Source organism: Deinococcus hopiensis KR-140, from assembly GCF_900176165.1.
GTDB classification, from domain to species: domain Bacteria; phylum Deinococcota; class Deinococci; order Deinococcales; family Deinococcaceae; genus Deinococcus; species Deinococcus hopiensis.
On sequence record NZ_FWWU01000004.1, the window covers coordinates 58,309 to 76,256 of the forward strand.

Annotated in this window: 15 protein-coding genes; 8 read left to right on the plus strand and 7 right to left on the minus strand. The window is 69.0% G+C overall.

Annotated elements, in window-relative coordinates:
* Positions 1–50: 50 nt before the first annotated feature.
* Genes B9A95_RS03565 through B9A95_RS03580 form a run of 4 tightly spaced genes read right to left on the minus strand, consistent with a single transcriptional unit; the run spans position 51 to position 3,920 of the window.
* A complete protein-coding gene (locus tag B9A95_RS03565) occupies positions 51–1,049 on the minus strand; it encodes a serine hydrolase domain-containing protein (RefSeq protein WP_084045577.1) in 999 nt (332 codons plus the stop codon).
* A complete protein-coding gene (murQ, locus tag B9A95_RS03570) occupies positions 1,046–1,963 on the minus strand; it encodes an N-acetylmuramic acid 6-phosphate etherase (protein WP_084045578.1) in 918 nt (305 codons plus the stop codon). Before murQ ends, B9A95_RS03565 begins: the two co-directional genes overlap by 4 nt.
* Positions 1,960–3,138 (minus strand): anhydro-N-acetylmuramic acid kinase, encoded by a 1,179-nt coding sequence (locus B9A95_RS03575; protein WP_084045579.1) that lies wholly within the window; start codon positions 3,136–3,138, stop codon positions 1,960–1,962. The genes murQ and B9A95_RS03575 overlap by 4 nt, the downstream gene beginning before the upstream one ends.
* Positions 3,135–3,920, minus strand: a complete 786-nt coding sequence (locus B9A95_RS03580) for a GntR family transcriptional regulator (RefSeq protein WP_084045580.1) — start codon at positions 3,918–3,920, stop codon at positions 3,135–3,137. The genes B9A95_RS03575 and B9A95_RS03580 overlap by 4 nt, the downstream gene beginning before the upstream one ends.
* Positions 3,921–4,061: 141 nt before the next feature.
* Here B9A95_RS03580 and B9A95_RS03585 point away from each other — a divergent pair, with 141 nt between their 5' ends.
* The 5 genes from B9A95_RS03585 (at position 4,062) to B9A95_RS03605 (ending at position 10,071) form a co-directional block, all read left to right on the plus strand.
* Entirely contained in the window at positions 4,062–5,831 is a 1,770-nt protein-coding gene (locus B9A95_RS03585) for an ABC transporter substrate-binding protein (protein WP_084045581.1), read from the plus strand.
* Between the two features lie 87 nt (positions 5,832–5,918).
* Entirely contained in the window at positions 5,919–6,890 is a 972-nt protein-coding gene (locus B9A95_RS03590) for an ABC transporter permease (protein ID WP_084045582.1), read from the plus strand.
* Positions 6,891–6,996: 106 nt separating this feature from the next.
* Entirely contained in the window at positions 6,997–8,088 is a 1,092-nt protein-coding gene (locus tag B9A95_RS03595) for an ABC transporter permease (protein WP_084045583.1), read from the plus strand.
* A gap of 1 nt (position 8,089) precedes the next feature.
* Complete coding sequence (locus B9A95_RS03600; RefSeq protein WP_084045584.1) at positions 8,090–8,977, plus strand: N-acetylglucosamine kinase; 888 nt, start codon at positions 8,090–8,092, stop codon at positions 8,975–8,977.
* A gap of 128 nt (positions 8,978–9,105) precedes the next feature.
* Positions 9,106–10,071: an ArsR/SmtB family transcription factor gene (locus B9A95_RS03605; RefSeq protein WP_084045585.1), complete on the plus strand. Its 966-nt coding sequence runs from the start codon at positions 9,106–9,108 to the stop codon at positions 10,069–10,071.
* Positions 10,072–10,145: 74 nt separating this feature from the next.
* Here the strand turns inward: B9A95_RS03605 and B9A95_RS34995 are convergent, their stop codons facing one another.
* The 3 genes from B9A95_RS34995 to B9A95_RS03620 all read right to left on the minus strand — a co-directional run bounded on the left by B9A95_RS34995 (position 10,146) and on the right by B9A95_RS03620 (position 12,062).
* A complete protein-coding gene (locus tag B9A95_RS34995; RefSeq protein WP_245808118.1) occupies positions 10,146–10,628 on the minus strand; it encodes a hypothetical protein in 483 nt (160 codons plus the stop codon).
* A 250-nt stretch (positions 10,629–10,878) separates the two neighbouring features.
* Entirely contained in the window at positions 10,879–11,694 is an 816-nt protein-coding gene (locus B9A95_RS03615; protein WP_084045586.1) for a hypothetical protein, read from the minus strand.
* On the minus strand, positions 11,691–12,062 hold the full coding sequence (locus tag B9A95_RS03620; RefSeq protein ID WP_084045587.1) for a hypothetical protein: 372 nt from the start codon (positions 12,060–12,062) through the stop codon (positions 11,691–11,693). The genes B9A95_RS03615 and B9A95_RS03620 overlap by 4 nt, the downstream gene beginning before the upstream one ends.
* A gap of 500 nt (positions 12,063–12,562) precedes the next feature.
* Between B9A95_RS03620 and B9A95_RS03625 the strand changes: the two genes are divergently transcribed.
* The 3 genes from B9A95_RS03625 (at position 12,563) to B9A95_RS03635 (ending at position 17,924) form a co-directional block, all read left to right on the plus strand.
* Entirely contained in the window at positions 12,563–13,432 is an 870-nt protein-coding gene (locus B9A95_RS03625) for a glycosyltransferase family 2 protein (protein WP_084045588.1), read from the plus strand.
* Positions 13,433–13,672: 240 nt separating this feature from the next.
* A complete protein-coding gene (locus B9A95_RS03630) occupies positions 13,673–15,991 on the plus strand; it encodes a glycosyltransferase family 2 protein (protein ID WP_212648238.1) in 2,319 nt (772 codons plus the stop codon).
* Positions 15,992–16,001: 10 nt separating this feature from the next.
* Positions 16,002–17,924, plus strand: a complete 1,923-nt coding sequence (locus B9A95_RS03635) for a hypothetical protein (protein ID WP_139806438.1) — start codon at positions 16,002–16,004, stop codon at positions 17,922–17,924.
* Positions 17,925–17,948 lie beyond the last annotated feature (24 nt).

A 17,948-nucleotide genomic window follows, 5' to 3' on the forward strand; every position in this document is an offset into this window, starting at 1 on the left:
CGGGTTCGGAGCGCTTTTCCGTTTGTGGGAGACGCTCCCTGGCCCTGCGGTTATCCCTGTGCCGCCAGCAGCGTGTTGCCTACCGCCCGCCGCAGCGCCTGGATGTCGGTGGAGGTATGCCGCGAAGGGTGAACGCGGTTGGTGAGCAGCGCCCACGCCAAGCCCCGCTCCGGGTCCACCCAGAAGCCGGTGCCGGTAAAGCCGGTGTGACCAAAAGCGTTCGGGCTGCACAGGCCACCGCCGCTCCAGCCCGGTTGGGGGGCCACGAAGGCGAGCGTGCGGCCCGGCACGTGGAGGCGCACGGCCGCTGCCTGCGCCGCCGGAGAAAGCCAGCCGCCCCGCAGCAGCGCCTGCGCCTGGTCCAGCACCGCGGCCAGGGTGCCGAAAAGGCCGGCATGCCCCGACGCGCCGCCCAGCGCAAAGCCGTTCTCGTCGTGCGTCTCGCCGCGGAGCACCCGCGCGCGCCATGGGCAGCGCTCGGTCGCGGCGCTGTGGGAGGGGTCCGGGGTAAAGGTGAGGCCTGGGGGCAGGGTAAAGTCACGGAGGGCCTGTCCACGTACGCGTTCCAGCAGCAGGCCCAGCAAGACGTACCCCAGATCGCTGTACACCACCTCGCCTGGTGGGGTGAGGTGCCAGGGTTCTTGCAAGACGCGCGCCCGGATCAGCGCGGCGTCGCCCCAGGTGTAGAGGGGAGCCCAAGCAGGCAGTCCGGCCGAGTGCGTGAGCACCTGCCGCAGGGTCCGGCTTTTGAGGCCGGTTTCCTGCATCCACGCCAGATCGGGCAAGTGCGTACCCAGCGTGTCGTCGAGATCGATCAGACCTTCCTCGGAGGCCCGCAGCACCTCGCGCGCCGTAAACAGCGGCTTGGTCAGGCTGGCGAGGTCCCAGAAGGTGTCTTCCGTCAGGGGCAGCAGTTCGGGTTCGCGCGCCGCCTGTCCCAGAAACAGGGTGTCCCGCCCTCCGCCCGCCGTCACCACGCCGAGGGCCGCGCCGCACAGGCCTGCCTCCAGCGCCTGCGCCAGAAGTGCCTGCGTCCGCCCTGGAATCATCCTTCCCCCAGAGCGGCGCGGGAGTGGCCGCCCGCCGCCTGCAGCCGGGCTTGCGCCTCACCCGCCCCTACTCCCAGCCGCAGCATCACCAGGGCGGTTTTCACGTGTCCGCCGGCCTCGGCCAGGGCCTGCCGGGCCTGCGCCTCGGACGCGCCCGTTGCGTGGCAGGTCAGGCGCACGGCGCGTTCCTCCAGCTTGACGTTGCTGGACTGCACGTCCACCATCAGGTTGCCGTACACCTTGCCAAGCTGAACCATTAAGGCGCTCGACAGCGTGTTCAGGGCGATTTTCTGGGCGGTTCCCGCCTTCAGGCGGGTGCTGCCGCTGATCACTTCCGGGCCGGTGTCCAGCAGGACTGCGCAGTCTGCGGCTGCGAGGAGAGGGGTGCCGGGATTGTTCGCCACCCCTACCGTCAGCGCGCCCCTCTCCCGGGCCGCCTTCACCGCGCCCAGCACGTAGGGGGTGGTGCCGCTCGCAGCGATGGCGATGAGTACGTCGTCGGAGCCCACTTCCGCGCCCCTTATGTCGGCGGCTCCCGCGTCAGCGTTGTCTTCCGCACCCTCCACCGCCTGCCGGATGGCCCGGTCTCCTCCGGCGATCAGTCCCACCGCGCGTTCAGGTGGCCAGGAGAAGGTGGGGGTCAGCTCGGTGGCGTCGAGCACACCCAGCCGCCCGCTGGTGCCTGCCCCCACATACACCAGCCGCCCGCCACGCGCGAGGCGGGGCAGCGCCGCGTCCACCGCCTCCGCGATCGCGCCGCCCGCTGCCCGCACGGCCTCCACCGCTCCAAGCTGGTCTTCCACAAACGCCTGCACGAGCGCCGACGCGTCCAGGCGGTCCAGTTCTGTGTGGTCCGGGTGAACGCCCTCCGTCCGCCGGGGATCGGGCGACAGGGGAGAGGGGGGCACCGTCACTGTGCGCCTCCCGGTGGGGGGAACAGGAGGTGACCGGCGCTAACGGCGTGCCGCGCGCCCGTTGCCTGCGGCAGCGTGTTGGTCCACCCCTGGGCCCGCGCGTAGCCCAGAAAGGCGAAGGCCGCCGCTTCGCGCGTGGCGTCCGTGAAGCCGTATGCGGCCCAACCGACGTCTGCGAACGTCCGCACCGGGAGGGGAGCCAGCGCTGCACCCAGCGCCTTCATCAGCGTGGGGTTGCGCGCTCCGCCGCCGCCCACCACCACCTCGTCCAGTCCACGTGGAACGACCCAGCGGCGGTAGGCGTCGGCCACAGTCCGGGCGGTAAATGCGGTAGCGGTGGCGGCCAGATCGGGCACGCTCAGGGGCGCTGGGCGGGGCAGCCGGTCCAGTGTCCAGACCTCGCGTCCCGTGGCCTTGGGCGGAGGTTGTTGCAGCTCGGGATGGGCCAGCCACGCCGCCAGCGTTTCCGCATGGACCTGCCCCGAGGCGGCCAGCCGCCCGTCCTCGTCGCAAGTCTGACCCAGCTGCGCGGCCGCCTCGTCGAGGAGGCAGTTGCCCGGACCCGTATCGAAGGCAAGTACGTCCGTTCCGGCTGTGCCGGGCAGATACGTCAGGTTGGAAATCCCGCCGAGGTTGTGAACGGCCCGCCGCACCCCCTGCTCGCCCAGGAGCGCCCAGTCGGCGAAGGGCACCAGGGGCGCGCCCACGCCGCCCGCCGCCAGGTCTGCAGGCCGAAAGTCAGCGACGACGGGTTTGCCGCTTTGTTGGGCAATCAGCGCCGCCTCGCCCAGTTGCAGCGTGGCAGGACGGGTCCAGCCGCGGGCTGGATCCGGCCGGGGGTGGTGCTGCACCGTCTGGCCGTGCGAGGCGATCAGGTCCGCCGAAGCCGCGAGCGGGGCCGCTGCCGCTGCCAGCGCCTCGCCGAGCCAGGCGTGAAGCTGGGTCAGCTCCGCCACGCGCAGCGAGCTGCGCGTGGCGGCCAGCACGGCAGCGCGCAAGTCCGGTGCGAACGGAGTGAAGCTGTGGTCCAGTACCCGTCCGCGCGGCACACCAGCGGGCAACTCGGGGAAGCGGTCTGCGCGCCCCAGATCCGGCCAGCCGGGCAGCTCCAGCAGGGCCGCGTCGATGCCGTCGGCACTCGTGCCGCTCATCAGGCCCAGGACGCGCGGGCTCACGCGTCTTCTCCGGCCTGCAGCTCCATCACGAAGTCGTAACGGTCTCCCCGGTAATGGGCGTGGGCGTGTTCGATGGGGTGCCCACCCGCCGTCCACGACACGCGCTCGGTGGCGAGCAGGGCCGCGCCCACGGGCACGCCCAGCCAGCCAGCCAGCTGACCCGCAGCGTTTACCGCCCGCAGGTGGCGCACTGCCCGCACGGGAGAGAGGTCCCGGGCCGCGAGCAGGGCGTACAGGCTGGTGTCGGTGACTTCACGTTCGTTCAGCGGTCCCAGCCGGGCGGCGGGCAACACGCTTTCTTCCACGGCGAGGGGCTCGCCATCCGCCGTTCGCAGCCGCCGCACCCGGTACACCTTCTCGCTGGGGGAGAGGGCCAGGGTCATCGTTTCCTGAGGGGTGGGGCGCGTGCACTCGAACCCCAGCACGCGCGCGCCGGGCACCTGGCCCCGGGAGCGTACGTCTTCCGAAAAGCCGGTCAATTGCCCCAGGGGCCGCTCGGCACGCTCACGGGCGGGTGGATTCACGAAGGTGCCGCTGCCGTGACGCCGCGTGACCGTGCCCTGCTGCGCCAACAGCGTCAGCGCCTGCCGCACCGTGACGCGCGAGACACCGAGTTCGGCGGCCAGCTCGCGCTCCGACGGCAGGGCGGCGCCGCCCTCCAGCACGCCACTCTCGATCCGCGAAGTAAGCCCCTGGGCGACCTGCAGGTAAACCGGCGTGGCGCTTCCCGGGTCCAGGGCAAACACCCAGGGCAGCGGGGAAAGCGAGGGCGAGGAGGTCATCGCTCATACCGTACCACTTCAAGACCAATCCTGACAATCTCGGAGGTGGCTTGCAAGTGGCATTGAACTGGTCTTATGCTGGGGTGTCTTTTCCACCGCTCGCTGGCCCTTTTCGTTTCGTCTCCCGCTGGAGGTTGACCCATGCACAGCCGTACCCGTTTCGCCCTTCTGACCCTGGCCCTGTTGGGGGCCGCTGCTCTGGGAGACGCCTCCGCCGCATCCAAAAAAGTCAGCGGGTATGGCAGCCTCGGAATCACCGACGGCAAGCCCGGCGGGACCTACACCCTGGTCCTGGGAGACAGTCCCCAGAGCCTGAACTACTACGGCGTGATCGACAACAATCTCGGCCTGGTCGCGCAGCAGATGTTCGACGGCCTGGTGGAGTTCAACTTCGCCAACTACAAGATCGAGCCTGCCCTGGCCGAGTCGTGGACTGTGACCGACGGGGGCAAGGTCTACACCTTCAAGCTGCGTCAGGGTGTGAAGTGGAGCGACGGTCAGCCCTTCGACGCCGACGACGTGGTGTTCACCTACAAGAACATGATCATGAACCCTGAGGCGCGCGCGGGTGATCCGGGCAACTTCAAGCTTGACGGCAAGGACGTGACGGTCAGCAAGGTGGACCCCTACACCGTGCGGTTTACCCTGCCCCGCGCGGCCCCGGCCTTCTTGCTGCAGCAGCGGTACTTCATCATGCCCAAGCACAAGCTGCTCAAGTATTCCATCGAGGGTGGGGCCAAGCCCGCCGATATCAACACCGCCTGGCCCAGCAACGTTGGTGAAGCGGAGATCGTCGGGACTGGACCCTTCAAGCTGGGCAATTACACCGCGGGGCAGAAGGTCACGCTCGTCAAAAACCCCAACTACTGGAAGGTGGACGCGAAGGGCACACGGCTGCCGTACCTCGACCGACTGGAATTCCTGATCATCCGCGATCCGCAGGCGCAAGTCGCGCAGTTCCTGGCGGGCAACCTCGACCAGCTCAACATCACCGGGGCGCAGTTTCCCGACATCAAGGGCCGTGAGGTGGCCGGCGCTCCCTTCAAGGTGATCCGCTCGACCGCGCTGTTCGGCTCTCCGCCCTTCGTGGCCTACAACTTTGATGCCAAGGACCCGGCGCTCGCCAAGGTCTTCAGCGACGTTCGCTTCCGCCGGGCGATGCAGCTGGCGCTTAACCGGGAGCGGATCATCGACACGGTGTACAACGGCCTTGCCAGCCTGCCCGGACACGGCGTCGCGCCTGCCAACAAGGACTGGTACGTCAACACGACCCGGCAGCTCGGAACGTTTGACCTCAAGGCCGCAGCGGCCGCGCTCGACGCCCTGGGGATCAAAGACACGAACGGCGACGGCATCCGCGAAATTTCCAGGGGCAAGAATTTGGAATTCGACCTGACCTACGGCACAGATTCCAGCGTCTACCCAGCCATGGCGACCATCATCCAGAACGATTTCGCCAAGATCGGCGTGAAGGTGAACCTGAAGGGCATCCTGGTGAAAAACCTGCTCTCGACCGGGCAGAGCGGCAGCTGGGAGATGATCCTCCACGCGTTCGGAGACCAGCCCGATCCGGAGTTGCGTAAGCCCATCTGGCAGCCGGGCGGCGCGCTGTACTACTGGCACCGCGAGCTGCAGCCTGCCAAAGACGGCGATAAGCCCAACGTGGGCAAGATGTTCCCCTGGGAAAAGGAGATCTACAACGTCTTCGACGACGCGGCGACCACGACCGACCGCAGCAAACGCAAGGCGCTGTACACCCGCTGGCAGCTGCTGTTTGCTCAGAACCTGCCGGTAACGCCCATTGCCAAGCCCGAGAACATTGGTGCGATCAGCAACAAGTACGGCAACTACATCTACAACCTCGGCGTGATCCCCGGCTACAACCCGGTGCCGCTGATCTACCAGAAGTGACGCGTGACGGGTGAGGCGTGAGTCAAAAAGAGGCCGAGGCGGAAAGCCAGAGCCGCAGCTCCCCTCACCCCTCACCCCTTTTCTCCTATGCTGACCTACACCCTGCGCCGCATCCTCGGCATGATTCCCACGCTGCTCGTAATCAGCGCGGTGTGCTTCGCCGTCATCAAGCTGCAACCCGGCAGTTTCACCGATCAGTACCTTGAAGACCCGCGCTTCACGAAGGAGACGGTAGAGACCATCAGCCGGCAGCTGGGCCTGGACCAGCCCCCACTGGTGCAGTACGGGCGCTGGCTGTGGGGCGTGGTCACCCGGCTGGACTTCGGATTCTCATTCATGCAGAACCGTCCGGTGGTGACCGTCATCGGGGACCTGCTGGGCTGGACGGTGTTTATCAGCCTGCTGACCCTGCTGTTCTCATGGCTGGTGGCCGTGCCTCTGGGGCTCTACACGGCGTTCAACCGGCATGGCGTGGCCGCCAATGTCGCCACTTTTCTGGGCTACGTGGGTCTCGCCATTCCCGATTTCCTGGCCGCGCTGCTGCTCGTGGCGCTCGTGCTGCAATTCGGAGGCAAGAATGTGGGCGGCCTCTTCAGCCCCCACATGATCGACGCGCCGTGGTCCGGGGCAAAGGTCGTAGACCTGCTCGCCCACCTGTGGATTCCGGTGGTGGCCCTGGGGCTCGAGGGCGTCGCGGGGCTGATGCGTCAGATGCGGGCCTCCACCCTGGACGTATTGACGCAGGACTACATCCGCACGGCGCGGGCCAAGGGATTGCCGCAAAACCGCGTGATCTGGCGGCACGCCGTTCGCAACGCCATCAATCCCCTCATCAGCCTGGCGGGCCTGAGTCTGCCCTCGCTGATCAGCGGCACCATTATCGTGAGCATCGTGCTGAACCTGCCCACCATCGGGCCGCTGCTGTACGACAGCCTGCTGAACAAGGACCAGTACACAGCGCTGACGCTGCTGATGCTGAGCGCCCTGCTGCTCCTGATCGGCAACCTCCTCGCGGACCTCGCGCTGGCGTGGGCAGACCCGCGCGTGAGGTACCAATGATCGGAGAGACCCATGTGCAGGCGTGGTGTGGGCGTGCGGGCCGCCTCACGCGGTGGAGATCAGAACCTGGGGACAATCCAGCACGTTTTTATGGGCGGAGCTGCCCATGACTGCCCGCTCCATCACTTCCGCCGCGCCCTCCCCCCTGAAGCTCGCGTGGCGGCGCTACCGCAAGTCTCGCCTGGGCGTGGTTGGTGGCTGGCTGCTGGCCCTGCTGTACGGTATGGCGCTGTTCTCGCCCTTTCTCGCACCGTATTCCATCACCGCGCAGCACGAAGACTTCAGCTACCAGCCTCCGCAGGGGGTCCACATCGTGCAAGGTGGCCGCCTGCGCGCGCCCTTCGTGTACGGCTTCAAGCAGGTACGCGATCCGGTGACCTTCGCGCGCAAGAGCGTCGAGGACCGCACCACCCCCATTCCCATCCGCCTGTTCGTGCGTGGTGAGCCGTACCGTTTTCTGGGGCTGTCAGCCACCCTGCACCTCTTCGGCGTGCCGGAGGGCCACACCTTCTTTCCGCTGGGAACCGACCAGCTGGGCCGTGACCTGCTGTCACGCACGCTGGTGGGCGCGCAGGTCAGCCTGACGGTGGGCGTGATCGGCGTGCTGATCTCGTTTGCCATCGGCGTCCTGCTGGGCGGGATCAGCGGCTATTTCGGCGGCTGGGTGGACAACCTGATTCAGCGGGTGGTGGAGGTGCTGCTCTCGTTTCCCCGCCTGCCCATCCTGCTCTCGCTCTCTGCCCTCATCCCGGCCCGCTGGCCGAGCACCTGGGTCTACCTGGGCATCGTGGCGGTGCTGTCCTTGATCGGCTGGGCCGGCTTGGCGCGGGTGGTGCGTGGGCAGGTTCTCGCTGCGCGCGGCGCCGAGTACGTCGCGGCGGCGCAGGCGCTTGGCGCGCGTGACTTGCGGGTCATCCTGCGGCACATTACCCCGAACCTCAGCTCCTTTCTGGTCGTCACCGCCACCCTCGCCCTGCCCGGCTACATCCTGGGCGAGAGTGCGCTGAGCTTCCTGGGCCTGGGCATCAAGGAGCCCATGACCTCCTGGGGGCTGCTGCTCAAGGACGCGCAGAACTTCCAGACCCTGCGCCTGTATCCCTGGCTGCTTACGCCCGGCCTCTTTATCTTTCTCGCCGTGCTCGCCTTTAACTTCTTCGGAGACGCCCTGCGCGACGCCGCCGACACCCAGAGCCGCTGACATGCCGGACCTGCCCCTCGCCCTGGGTCTCGACGCCGGCGGCAGCGGGACGAAATGGGCACTGCTGCGCGGGCAGGAGGTGCTGGCGCGGGGCACGGCGCCGCCCCTGACCGCCGCCCTGCTCCAAACCGGGGCGGGAGAAGCGGCGCTTGCGGCCCTTGTGGACGCGCTTCCCCTTTTCCCGGAGGCGCTGCACGCGGGTGTGCCCGGGCTGACACAGGGCACGCCCGCCGCCAACCGGGTCCGGGACGCGCTGGCCCGCCCCTTTTCCCTGCCCGCGAGCCGAACCTCGGTGGAGGGCGACCTGGACCTCGCCTACCGCACCCACCTCGCGCCGGGTGAGGGCGTGCTGCTGTATGCCGGCACGGGAAGCATTGCCTACCATGTGGGGGCGAGCGGCGAGGTCGTGCGCGCCGGGGGCCGGGGGTACCGCATCGGGGACGACGGTGGGGGGTTCAGCCTGGGGCGCGAGGCGCTGCGCCGAATCACCGACGTCCTGGACCGGGGCGAGGAGCCCACATCTCTGCTGGCGGCAGAGGTCGCGGCCGTGACGGGCCGTCTGGACTGGGACACGCTGCGAAGCTTTGCCTACGGCACGCCGGGCGCGGCGGCGGTGGCCCGGTTGGCCCCTGCGGTGGGCCGCGCGGCAGACCGGGCCGATGGGGTGGCGCTCGGGCTTCTGGACGACGCGGCGCGATCACTCGCGCAACTCGCCCAGCGGGTTCAGGCGCGCACCGGGCCGCTTCCGGTGATCGCCACCGGCGGAGCGCTGCGGATCAGCCCCGCTTTTCCCACCGCGCTCAAGGCGTGCTGTCCGGGCGTTCAGGTGATGTGGAAGGATCATGCGGAGGTGGCCGCCCGCCTGGGAATGGCGCGTCTGTTGCTGTGAGCTGCCGCTGGTGACGCGGCGCTCCCCCCGCCTGCATCTTTTTTCCGTAACTCACAACTTCAGGGTAAGATTTGGAGGTTGAGTGCTCCGCGCACAGCTGTGAGCGGTCCGAGCACGGAAGGAGAACCATGCCCGCCTCTGGAAGCCGCCTCCTGATGTTGGAAGGCGAGAGTGCCCTGCCGGTCCTCAAGGCCCTGGCCAACGAGACCCGTCTGCTGATCCTGAGCCTGCTCACGCACAACGCGATGAACGTCTCCGAACTCGCCGCGGCGCTGAACCTGCCTCACTCCACCGTCAATTTCAACCTCAACCAGCTGCTGAGCGCGGGGCTGATCACCGTCGAGTACGAGCCTGGCACCCGCGGCTCGCAAAAGCTGTGCTCGCGCCGGTACGACGAGGTGAATTTCAAGATGCCCGGGGTCGGGGTGGAGGCGCAGTCGGACCAGGTGACCGTCACCATGCCCATCGGCAACTACTCACACGTGGAGGTTCAGCCCACCTGCGGCCTGGCGTCGGACACCAAGATTATCGGCATGTTGGACGATCCGCGCTCCTTTTTCGAGCCGGACCACGTGTACGCTCAGATCCTGTGGTTCGGCGGACACGGTCACCTCGACTATGTGTTTCCCAACAACCTCCCCTACGGGGCCCTGCCCACCCAGATTGACCTGTCCATGGAAGTCTGCTCCGAGGCCCCGCAGTACGACCCCGACTGGCCCAGTGACCTCACCCTCTGGATCAACGGTGTGGAGGTCGGCACCTGGACCAGCCCCGGCGACTTCGGTGGCCAGCGCGCCCGCCTCACGCCCTCCTGGTGGAACGACGACCAGACCTCCTACGGCCTCCTGAAACACTGGATCGTGCGTGACGAAGGGGCCTTCATCGACGGAGAGAGCCTGTCGTCCGTCACGCTGGACGCGCTGGGGCTGACCGGCAGCAACCACATCCGTGTGCGGCTTGGCGTCAAGCCCGACGCCCGCAACCGCGCGGGTCTGAACCTGTTCGGCCGCCGCTTCGGCAACTACGAGCAGGACCTCGTGCTGCGCATGAATTACGCCTTCCCCAAAGAGACCCGCACGGTCAAGGTCCGCTAGAACGCTGGAGGGAGACCTGCCCCAGCGACGGGGCAGGTCTCCCTCGGTTCGGACCCCGGGGTCCGGTGGACTGTTCAGTCGTTCTTGCCGAAGTCCCAGATTTCGAGGTCGTCCACCGCGTTGCCCGCACCCCGCAACTGCGCGAGGTCTTCGGGACGGGCCTGCTCCTGTCCCTTCTTGCCGCCGCTGCCGATGGCGGCCGCCATCACGTCAGCCGGCACGGCGGCAAACAGGTGGGCGAGTTGCGTGGGCGAGGCGTCTTGCAGCGCGTCGCTGAGCACCTCGTCGGGCACGTCTTTGGTTACGGCGGCGCGGGCAGCAGCCAGGGCGCGGGGATCGATCTCCTGCCGGACCTGCTCGTCCTCGTCCGCGAGGGCGGTCGGCGCCGCCTGCCGGGAAGGAGCGGCCGTCACCTGCGGTGCGGCAGGGCGCTGGACCGGCGTGTCTGAAACGGTCGGTGCGGAGGACGAGGGCTTGGACCTCTTCGAGGAGGAACGCGAGACCATCACCGCGACGGCCACTGCCACAAGGACGAGAACGATCAACACCACTGCCATAGTCCCACCTTACTCGCACGGAGCCTCCGTGCGCTTCCCCCAATCAGGCTAGAAAACGGCAGAAATGGGGGTGTTCTGTCTCTGGCCGATCACGTGCCTGCGCCCCTTGCTGGCAAAAGCCGCTGCGGCTCCTGTCCAACGAGACCCACACTTCCCGGGCGCACAGGGTCCTGCTCGCGGGTCTCTGAAGAAAGTCTACCACGCGGCTTCCGTCTCCACAGTCCAAATTTCGTGCCAGTCGAGCCGGTTTTCACCCCCCGCGTCGGCTCGCCGCCCATTCGTCACGTCGCCGCTGCGCCTGTCCACGCGCCGCCGCCCAGAACGCTTCCTCCAACCGGGCCAGGTGGGGGGCTGCTTGCGCCGCCGCTTTGCGCGGCCGTGTACCCGAGCGGTAATCGGTCACCTCCAGCCGGACGAGCAGGGGCAGGTCCGGGGCCTGAAGCGTCAGCCGCAGGGCCGCCTCCAGGGCCTGACCTGGCGGGCAGCGTGACGCCGCCTCCACCAGCCCGCGGTAGTGCCGGGACAGGCGCTGCAGGTCCGCCACGCTGGACACATACGCCCAGGGGCCGAATTCACCCAGCAGGACCAGGAACCCCGCCCACTCGCTGCGGAACACGGCCCCCAGCATGGCTGTGGCCCCGCCCGTCTGGGCCTCCATCAGCCAAGGCCGCGCCCGCAGCAGGTCCGTTACGAGGTGAGGCTCTCCCGACAGGCGCGTTCCCAGCCCTTCTACCACCGCCGGACCGGTCACGTCGTGCAGCTCGGCCAGATGGGTCAGCCGGGCCTCCCGCGCCGCCCCCAGGGCGACGCTTCCAGGGGCGGGGACGCCCAGCATTCCCCAGGCCACGTGCGGCAGCGGTCCGCCTTTCCCGGCGGGAAAGAGGCCCCGCAACGCCGCTTGCAGGGCAGTGGAAGAACCGCCCTGCGCGGCCCACTGCTCCACGGCCTCCTCGAGCGTTCCGGAGGAGACGGTCCCGGCGCCCTGCGCTGCGAGCGCCCGTTCCAGACGGCGGACCAGGACCGCACGCCGGCCGGGGAGCAGCGGCTCGGGCGCCGGGTGGGTCAATGGCGTTCCTCGGGACGGCGGGTACCGTACAGGCCCTGGCCCAGGCGGCAGATCTCGCGGCGCAGGTGTTCGGTCTCGTGGCGGGCCACCGACAGGAGACGGGCGTGTTGCGGGCTGAAAGGATGACCGCGGGTCTGGAGCTGGGCCACCTCCCGACCAAACACCTCCCGACGCCAGCTCAGGCCCGCCAGCCGTTCGCGCAACTCGGGTTCGTCGTCGGCGCGCTCCCACGGCAGGCTCGAAAGCAGGCACGCCGCATGCTGCAGCATCAGGTCCAGGGCGTGCAGCGCCTGCACGAGTTCCGCGCCATTCCCCTGCGGGGTGTCCAGCGCCTGCTGCCCCCACACCCGCTCGCTCTGACCCGTCATGCGCCCCGCCTCCCCCTTCAGGCTACCGCGTGCGCAGCGGGAAAAGAGGGCTCCACCCGGCGGGGGCAGCGGCGAGGAGCCGCTCCGAACCCTCCCGCGAATCGGTCCCACCGTCCCCCACGCGCCGTGCATTCTCCCGCTCTGAAGGTCTGGGGAGAGGAGGCCGGGGGCGGAAGGAAGTGGGGAACCCTCCCGCGCCCCCCCTGTCCCCTGAAGGAACCTTAATCTCCCCATGACTGTTCCCGCCGACAAACCTTCAGCATGAGGCAGATGAGTGTGACGCGGTGACAGGGGGCATGTTGCTCGCTACCCCCAAGAGGGGAGGAGGAAACTGTAGGACAGGTCTCTTCGGCTCCGGCGGTAGAGTCGTTACGATGCACCTCTGCTGCACCGCTGTGCCGAGCAGCCGGGCTCACACTCAGGTCTCACCCTAGACTCACTGCCCAAGACGACCGCCCCGCTCGCGTAAGCGGTTCGGGGGATCGCCAGGAGAAATAAGCATGTCCAACTCTTCCGAAGCCCGCTCCCTGCACGTCCATAACGCCCAGCCCACGGCGGCACTCTCCCGGGAAGCCGAGGGCACAGCGGTGCAGCGCTCGCGCCCCGATCGCCCCACCGTCAGCGTCATCGTACCGGCCATGAACGAGGCCAAGAACCTGCCGTTCGTGCTGCCGTTCATTCCCGACTGGGTGGACGAGGTCGTGCTGGTCGACGGCCATTCCAAGGACGACACCGTTGCCGTGGCCCGCGCTCTCCTGCCGCACATCCGCGTGGTCGTGCAGCCGGGCAAGGGCAAAGGCGACGCCCTGCGCGCGGGCTTTTCCGCCGCCACGGGCGACATCATCGTGATGATCGATTCGGACGGCAGCACCGATCCGCGCGAGATCGGCTCGTTTGTGCGGCAGCTGCGCTCGGGAGCCGAATTCGTCAAGGGCTCGCGTTATATGCAGGGGGCAGGGTCCAACGACATCTCGCACATCCGCTCCTGGGGCAATTCGGGCATCACCTGGGCGGTGCGCGTGCTGTTCGGCGGGCGCTACTCGGACCTGTGCTACGGCTACGCGGCGTTCTGGCGGGTGCTGCTGCCGGTGCTGGACCTCGACAGCGACGGTTTCGAGATCGAGACCCTGATGGGCATCCGGGCCCTGAAGGCCAAGCTGCGCATCTTTGAGGTCCACTCCATGGAGCACGCCCGCATCCACGGCAGCAGCAACCTGAACGCTGTGCGCGACGGCTGGCGCATCTTTAAGCTGATTCTGCGCGAGCGTTTCCTGCGCGGCTCACCCAACCGGCGCCGGGTCGAGCAGGTGCGGCAGTCGCTGGCCCGCTTCTGGGACGGTCCTTTCGCCCGGGGCGTGTCCACGCACTGAGCCCAGGTACCGGCCTTCCCCGGCGCGGGGCGGCGCAGCGCTTCCCGGAGCCGAGAGCACCCCTGCGGATACCCCGTCCCGGCCCCGGTGGGCCGGGGCGTTTGCGCTGCCCTGGCCGTGCCCAGGATGACCACGCCTGGGGCAACGAACTGTTCTAGACTCTGGACCAACCAGACTCCGGGCCAGGAGGTGCGGAACGGCGCGAGGTTGGACGTGAAGTTGGAAAGGGAGAATCCAGGTGTGAGAACGAAACGTCCCCAGCGGGTTCCCCGGATCTCGGTGGTGATCTGCGCCTACACGGAGGACCGGTGGGCCGAGCTGCAAGCCGCCGTCGCCTCGGCGCAGGCCCAGACCCAACCCCCGCACGAGGTCATCGTGGTGATCGACCACAATTCGGCCCTGCTGGGCCGGGCGCGGGCGGCGTTCGCGGGCTGTTCGGTGTGCCCCAATGCCCAGCAGCGGGGACTGTCCGGCGCGCGCAACACCGGCGTCGAGGCCGCCACGGGTGAAGTCGTGGCTTTCCTCGACGACGACGCGGTGGCGGCCACCGACTGGCTGGCCTCGCTCGGGGCGGCGTATGCGGACCCGGCCGTCCTGGGGGCGGGCGGGTTCATCGCCCCGAACTGGGAAGGTGGGGCTCCGGCATGGTTTCCCTCCGAGTTCCTGTGGGTGATGGGCTGCTCCTACACGGGTCTGCCCGGCCGGGCTGCCCCGGTCCGCAACGTGATCGGCGCGAACATGTCCTGCCGGCGCGACGTGCTCAATGAGGTGGGGGGCTTCCGGCACGGACTGGGCCGGGTGGGCGTTTTTCCGCTGGGCGGCGAGGAGACCGAGCTGTGCATCCGCTCTGCAGGGCGCTTTCCAGGCGGGGTGTGGCTGTACCAGCCCGCCGCCGCCGTGCGGCACCTCGTTCCGCGCTCCCGGGCCACCGGGCGTTACTTCCTGACCCGCTGCTTTGCCGAGGGGCTGACCAAGGCCCGCGTCGCGCGGCTGGTGGGGCCGGGAGCGGCCCTCGCCTCCGAGCGGCGCTACGCCACGCAGACCCTGCCCCTGGGGGTTCTGCGCGCCCTGGGTGCGGCCCTGCGCGGCGACGGCGGCGGCCTGCTCCGTGCCGCCGCGATCGTGGGCGGGTTGCTGACCGTGGGAGCCGGCTACGCCGCCGGTCAGGTGCTGAAGGCCCCCGCTGCTCCGGTGGTCCCCACCGCCCCCCCCAGCTCCGGAGCACACCGCCCGGAACCGCGCCCCCTGCGCGTGCTGGAAGTGGAGCTTGCCGGGCCGTTGCCCACGCTGCAGCCGCGCGATCCCGAGACCGGGCGCGTGTATCCCGGGGCGCGCGTCCTCGTTCGGCTGCACGCGCGGCCGATCGGCCTGGTGGACCTCGACCTGCCGCCGGGAGGCCTGGGGGGCGAGGCCCTCGCTGGAGAGCTATGGGCCGCGCTGTCGGGCGAGATCAACGGCCACCTGCGTGAGGATGGCCTGCCCGAGGTGACCCACCTCGGCGCGGCGGGGTTGCCCACCTTCAGCACGCCCCGCTGCCTCACCGAGCGGCAGGCGCTGCTGGAGCGGGCTCCCTTCATGTCGGTGATTGTGGCGACGCGCAACCGGGCGGCGCGGCTGGACGCGCTGCTCGACCTGCTTCTGGACCTCGATTACCCCCGGTTTGAGGTGGTGATCGTGGACAATGCACCCACCGACGACGGGACTGAGCGCGTGGTGCAGGCGCGGGCGGCGCGGGACGCGCGGGTGCGTTACGTGCGGGAAGACCACCCAGGGCTGTCCAACGCCCGAAACCGGGGCATCCGCCACGCGCGGGGCGAGTTTGTGGCGATCACCGACGACGACGTGCGGCCTGACCGCGCGTGGCTGACCGAGCTCGCGCGCGGCTTCGCGGCGGGCGAGAACGTGGGGTGCGTCACCGGCTCGATTCTGGCAATGCGGCTCGACACGCCCGCTCAAGCGTGGATCGAGCAGTACGGGGGCTTCAACAAGGGTTTTGCGCCGCGGCTGTTTGACCTGCGGGCGCACCAACTGGACAGCCGGATGTATCCCTACGCCGCCGGGGCCTTCGGCTCAGGTGCGAACCTCGCCTTTCGCCGCTCGGCGTGGCGAGAGGTGGGCGGGTTCGACGCGGCGCTGGGCGCAGGAACGGCGGGCATGGGCGGCGAAGAGTTGTCCATCTTCGTGGAGCTGTTGCAGCGGGGTTACCAGATCGCCTACCGGCCGGGAGCGCTGCTGTACCACGACCACCACGCCGACTACGGGGCGCTGCAGCGCCAGATGTTCAGTTACGGGGCAGGCCTGACCGCCTACCTGACGGCCGCCGTGTGGAAGCGGCCCGCGCGGTTGCTTGACCTCGCGGCCCGGGTTCCCGAGGGACTGCGCCACGCGCTGCACCCCGCTTCCGAGAAGAACAGCAAGAAGAACGACCTCTACCCAGCCGAGCTGACGCGGCTGGAGCTGCGCGGCATGCTGTACGGTCCCCTCGCCTACCTGCGCAGCCGCCGGGCCCTGGCCGCCGTTCGCCGGCAGTTCGGCCGCCGGGCGGGCGGGGGCCCGTGAGGTGCCCGGTATGAGCGCCACCCTCCCGGGCACCAAGACCCCAGATTCCAGGAAGGCGGAGGCCGCCGAGGCCCCAGGAGCCGGGTCGCCTCGCCCCCGGTCCTGGCCGGGCTGGTCCTGGCGACCGGGAGAGGATGCCCAGGCAGTCCTCGCCGTGGTCCTCGCCCTCGTCATCTGGGGTCTCTCGCTGCCGGGGGTCGAGCTGGACCGCATGACGGACCTGGGGCTGGCGTCGGTGTTGCCGCCCGCCTATTACCTCGCGCCACTGCTGCTGACCCTGAGTTACTGGCGCCTGACGCTGCGCCGTTCCCCGCCCGCCGCCCTGATGGGACTGCACCTCGTCGCCCTGATCGTCATCCTGCAGGTCACGTTGCCGCTGCTGTACGGCACAGCGCGCTTCGGGTGGACCTACAAGCACATCGGCGTGATGGAGTACGTCCTGCAGCGCGGGTACGTGGACTCCTCCATCGATGCCTACCACAACTGGCCGGGCTTTTTCTCGCTCGTCGCCGCCCTGCTGCGGCTGCCCGGCCTGCCTGACAGCTTCGCGCTGGACCTGGCACGCTGGTGGCCCGCCGTGTTCAACCTGCTGTACCTCGGGCCGCTGCTGCTGATCTACCGGGCGTTCACGGCGCAGGCGCGGGTGGTGTGGCTCTCGGCCTGGTTTTTCCTGCTGGGCAACTGGATCGGACAGGACTACTTCTCGCCGCAGTCCTTCGCCTTTTTCCTGTTTCTGTTCGTGCTGGCCGCGTGCGTGACCTGGCTGGCCCCCCGCGCCCGGCCCGGTGAGCGCGGCGGGCCGGTGCCGGCACCGGGGCAATCGCCGTCCCGCCCGCTGCTGCTGGGGCTGCTGGGCCTGGCCTGTCTGGCGGTGGTGGCCAGTCACCAGCTCACGCCCTTTATGCTGCTCGCGGCGTTCGTCGCCCTGATGCTGACCGGCTCGCGCCAGCTGTGGTGGCTGTTTGCGCTGACGCTGCTGCTCACAGTGGCCTGGGACCTGGGGGTGGCCTGGCCGTACCTCAGCCGCTACTCGCACTGGTATTCCTCACTGGGGCACCTGGAGCAGAACCTGGAATTCAACGTGGACAAGCCGGTGCAGTACTCGGCGGGGCACCAGCTCGTCTCCCGGCTCACCCGCGGGATGACGCTGTTTTTATGGGGGGTGGCGGCGCTGGGCGTCTTTCGTGCCTGGCGCGAACGGCAACTGGACCTGCGCCCGGTGCTGCTGGCCGCCGCGCCTTTTCCGATGCTGGCCCTGGGGGCCTACGGGGGCGAGATGGTGCTGCGCATCTACCTCTTCTCGCTGCCCTTCATGGCGTACCTGGCGGCCACAGCCCTGTACTCGCCCGTCACGCGGCCCCGGTGGACGGTGGCCCCGGTGCGCTCCTCGGCCGCGCTGTTCACCTACCTGCCGGTGCCGCAGACCCCCGTGCGCCGGGAAGCCGCCGGGAGCCTGCTGGTGTCGACGCTGCTGCTGGGGGGGCTCTTTTTCAGCGCCTACGGCAACGAGCGCACCAACCGCGTCGCGCGTGCAGACGTGCAGGCCGCCCAGTACCTCTACGCCCACGCGCCACCCGACTCCGCCATCGTGACCTTCTCGGTCGACAGCTTTCCCCTGAAGCTCTCGGGCAATTACGCCAGCTACGAGCATATGCCCCTGGTGGACGATCAGCTCGACCGCAACGTAACGCTGGGAGAGGCCCAGTACCAGCAGCTGCGCGAGCAACTGCGCGAGGCCGGGGTTCATCAGGGCTTTGTCGTGTTCACCGACGCGCAGCGCATCTACGCCGAGGGCAACCGCATCCTCGCGCCTGGAGCGTTCGGCGCCTTTGAGGCCCTCGTGCGCTCGGACCCCAGCGCCCGCCTGATTTATGGGCAGGGCAGCGCCCGCATCTACCGCATTCGCCCCGCACCCTCGCTGGTGCCCGGGTGAGGCAGATGTCGGAGGGCACGCCTC

Excerpts from the sequence above, each read along its gene's own strand:
- B9A95_RS03565 (WP_084045577.1), bottom strand. The coding sequence starts at position 1,049 with ATGATTCCAGGGCGGACGCAGGCACTTCTGGCGCAGGCGCTGGAGGCA.
- B9A95_RS03585 (WP_084045581.1), top strand. The coding sequence starts at position 4,062 with ATGCACAGCCGTACCCGTTTCGCCCTTCTGACCCTGGCCCTGTTGGGG.
- B9A95_RS03635 (WP_139806438.1), top strand. The coding sequence starts at position 16,002 with ATGAGCGCCACCCTCCCGGGCACCAAGACCCCAGATTCCAGGAAGGCG.
- B9A95_RS03605 (WP_084045585.1), top strand. The coding sequence starts at position 9,106 with ATGCCCGCCTCTGGAAGCCGCCTCCTGATGTTGGAAGGCGAGAGTGCC.
- B9A95_RS03580 (WP_084045580.1), bottom strand. The coding sequence starts at position 3,920 with ATGACCTCCTCGCCCTCGCTTTCCCCGCTGCCCTGGGTGTTTGCCCTG.
- B9A95_RS34995 (WP_245808118.1), bottom strand. The coding sequence starts at position 10,628 with ATGGCAGTGGTGTTGATCGTTCTCGTCCTTGTGGCAGTGGCCGTCGCG.
- B9A95_RS03595 (WP_084045583.1), top strand. The coding sequence starts at position 6,997 with ATGACTGCCCGCTCCATCACTTCCGCCGCGCCCTCCCCCCTGAAGCTC.
- B9A95_RS03625 (WP_084045588.1), top strand. The coding sequence starts at position 12,563 with ATGTCCAACTCTTCCGAAGCCCGCTCCCTGCACGTCCATAACGCCCAG.
- B9A95_RS03590 (WP_084045582.1), top strand. The coding sequence starts at position 5,919 with ATGCTGACCTACACCCTGCGCCGCATCCTCGGCATGATTCCCACGCTG.
- B9A95_RS03620 (WP_084045587.1), bottom strand. The coding sequence starts at position 12,062 with ATGACGGGTCAGAGCGAGCGGGTGTGGGGGCAGCAGGCGCTGGACACC.
- B9A95_RS03600 (WP_084045584.1), top strand. The coding sequence starts at position 8,090 with ATGCCGGACCTGCCCCTCGCCCTGGGTCTCGACGCCGGCGGCAGCGGG.